Raw genomic sequence first — 3,412 nt, forward strand, 5'->3', positions numbered from 1 at the left:
TGAATTTGTCTGCGATTGTTGACAATTTGGAGACATTGACCACCATTGTGGCTAACACCGATGGTACTTTCACGTTTACAGATGAAAATGGAGCTCCTACGATTATAGATATTGCAAACTTAGAGACCTTGACCAGTGTCGCCTTGAATTCGGACAACACCAATCTCCAATTTATAGATGAGGATGGTACAGTTAACCTAATAGATCTTACCCCTTTAGTAGAAAACTTGGAGACATTAACTACTATGGTGGCTAACCCAGGAAGCACTTTTACTTATACGGATGAGACTGGAACCGCTACGACCATTGATATAAAAAACTTGGAGACCTTAACCTCTATTCTTAATAATGGAGATGGAACCATTACCTATACCGATGAAGTTGGTGCCAATCAAACTATTGATTTGGTTAGTAATGATGCGAATAACGACATTACGGTTGGTGCAGACGGAGGCTTATACTTGAATGTAGCTTCTGTGACCATTTCGGAAACGATAACCAATATTTCTGATACTGGGGATGGTACAATAACCTATGTAAATGAAGATGGTACCACCCAAAAAGTGAATAAGTCCGATATCATCGATAATTTGGATGGCACTTACACTTTTACCAATAACGATAGTAGTGATGTGATTATTAATACCAATGGTGTCAACATATCCAACGTGATTGCCGGTAATCGAATTGCAACGGTAACTGATGCGGCAGGAACTGTAACAGATATAGATGAGACAATTACAACCCTTACGGATAATGGAGATGGTACCTTCACTCATACCAGTGAAAATGGTACTGTTACATTATTTGATGCAAAGAGGTCCACAGTAGTGGATAATGCCAATGGCACCTATACCATTACTGATGAAATAGGTACGCCACAGGTTATTGATACAAGGGCAAATTCTAATCCTTATACCCCAACTTCAGGACTAATATCAACTAATGTACAAGGTGCAATAGATGAATTAGCATTATCAATAGATCAGGATTTAGGTAATTCTAATTTAACCCAAACAGCAGCTGTTGATCGAACTTATGATATAAACGGACAAAATCTTGGTTTCACCAATGGTCAAGTTGGTATAGGTATTGTGGCACCAACATCAACACTACATACAGCAGGTTCTTTTGCAACTTCAATAACTTCAATATTCGCGGATACTTCTTTAAATGAAACGCACCATACACTTATAATTGGAGCAACTTTGGAAATTGATCTACCTGCTGCAGATAGTTGTGTGGGACGCATTTATATTATTAAAAATCCAGCATCAAATCCAGTATCAACTCCACCAACTCCCGATTTCTCAGTCACATTTGCAATATTAGATGAATATATAGATTCTTTTGGAAATACTAAGACAACACTAGATGCAGGTGTAACTCAACTTCAAAGTGACGGTACTGACTGGCAACAAATCAACAACTAGCTATGAAAGGACTCCTTTTCATATCATTTCTCCTCCTAAGCTTGGTTGCCCAAGCCCAAACCGCCCTATATAACAGCGGGAATATCCGCATACACCAAGATGGAGCGATTGGGTTTCACACCAACCTCATTAATGATGCGTCTTTTGACCAAAATTTGGGGTTGGCAGGGTTTTACGGGAATAGGGCCATTACTGTTTCTGGGGCCTTTATGCCCATCTTTTATGATATAGAGTTTTTTAATGATAGAGGGGTTTTTCTGAACACTTCCATGGCCCTCACCAATGACGCCAACTTTGTCAGCGGGGATGTAATTACGCCGAGAAATTTAGAGGATATTTATTTAAATTTTATCCAAAATGGGGATTATTTTAGCATTTCAGATGCTACCAAAGTAGATGGGTATGCCGCCATTACCAACAAACAGTTCTTTAGTTTTCCCGTGGGCAACGCCCAACAAGTACGCCCTTTGATCCTCAACTCCAATGCTATAAATACGCTGGCAAAATGCGCCTATTTTTTTGAAGACCCCAATAACCCCAGTACCTTTGCTACCAGTTTTAACACCACTAGAAAAACTAGGGATGTAGATGTGGTGAGCACTACAGAATTTTGGCATTTAACAGGGAACGTGCCCTCTACCATTACCATTAGTTGGAATCAAGACAGCAACATCTCAGGGATAACCGATGCCGCCTATAAGGTGGGTATTGCTGGGTGGTCTAAGGTCGGGGACCAATGGGTAGATCTTGGAGCGGTAGCCCAGGGTGGCGATCTATCCGATGGGTTTGTTTCTTCCAACGAATTTATCCCCGATGACTATGCAGCCATAACCTTCGCCAGCTTAGCTATCCCAACCGAAATTTTAACGTTAGACAACTATTACCTCACGCCCAACAATGATGGACTTAATGACGCCCTAGTCATTTCAGAATTGGAACAATCGCCCAATAACCGTATTCAAATTTTCGACCGATTTGGCCTAAAAGTGTTCGATAAGATAAATTATACGAATGAATTTAGAGGATTTTCAAATATGGGAAATGTCGTGTTTGGTAAAAAAAATGGACTGCCCGCTGGAGTCTATTTTTACCTAGCCACTTTAAACGATTTGGGAACTGAATATCAAGGGTTTTTATACCTAAGAAGGTAAAATCCTACAGATATCTCGCTCGCTATAATACCGAATATAACGTTATTTCGAGCAACCTGTTTATTTCACAACATATTTACCCCACTTCGCAACATTAAGTTAGTCATAGGCTTGCTTCACCCTATTTTTGAACATCATAGAGCATAACGTCCATTCTGAATTTATGAACAAGTTTAAAAAATTCCTATTTTTCCTGCTTTTTATTGGAGCCAATTGCCTAACGGCACAGGTAAAAATTGGAGAAAACCCAAATAGCATAAATGCAGCTTCCATTATTGAATTGGAAAGCACTACAAAGGCATTTGTGCTTACCCGAGTTTCTAATACCCAGATGGAAAATATAGCACCGCTCCGCGGGGCAATGGTCTACAACACGGATGCACAATGTATTTTCTTCTACAGCGGAACAAAATGGTATAATCTCTGTAAGGGTGGTTCTTCGACCACTGGTGGTGTTGGCATACAATCTACAGTCGATAACGGCAATGGGACCTTTACCTTCAATTATACAGACGGAACAAATTTCACAACCCCAAATTTAAAAGGCGCAAAAGGAGACACTGGAACACAAGGAGCAACAGGTGCCAAAGGAGAGACCGGAGCAAAAGGGGATACCGGAGCCCAAGGAATACAAGGTGTAACAGGTACCAAGGGTCTAGATGGCATTAACGGTTCAACTGGTGCAAAAGGGGATACTGGAGCTACAGGAATACAAGGTGTAACAGGTGCCAAGGGCCTAGATGGCATTAACGGTACGATTGGAATAAACGGTACAACCGGAGATAAAGGTGATACTGGAGCAGCAGGTACAAACGGAACTAATGGAAC

At 40.7% G+C, this 3,412-nt stretch carries 2 protein-coding genes and 1 pseudogene; all 3 read left to right on the top strand.

What is annotated here, in order from left to right; genetic code table 11:
• Window positions 1-1,433 (top strand): annotated as a pseudogene (locus tag ABXZ36_RS15735) (hypothetical protein); the annotation flags it as partial.
• A gap of 2 nt (window positions 1,434-1,435) precedes the next feature.
• The gene (locus ABXZ36_RS15740) at window positions 1,436-2,584 is read left to right on the top strand and encodes a T9SS type B sorting domain-containing protein (protein ID WP_354616636.1); all 1,149 of its coding nucleotides are present in this window, start codon (window positions 1,436-1,438) and stop codon (window positions 2,582-2,584) included.
• 163 nt (window positions 2,585-2,747) lie between these two features.
• On the top strand, window positions 2,748-3,412 hold a 665-nt coding region (locus tag ABXZ36_RS15745), incomplete at its 3' end, for a phage tail-like protein (protein WP_354616637.1).

This window comes from Sediminicola arcticus (assembly GCF_040566695.1).
Taxonomy (GTDB): Bacteria; Bacteroidota; Bacteroidia; order Flavobacteriales; family Flavobacteriaceae; genus Sediminicola; species Sediminicola arcticus.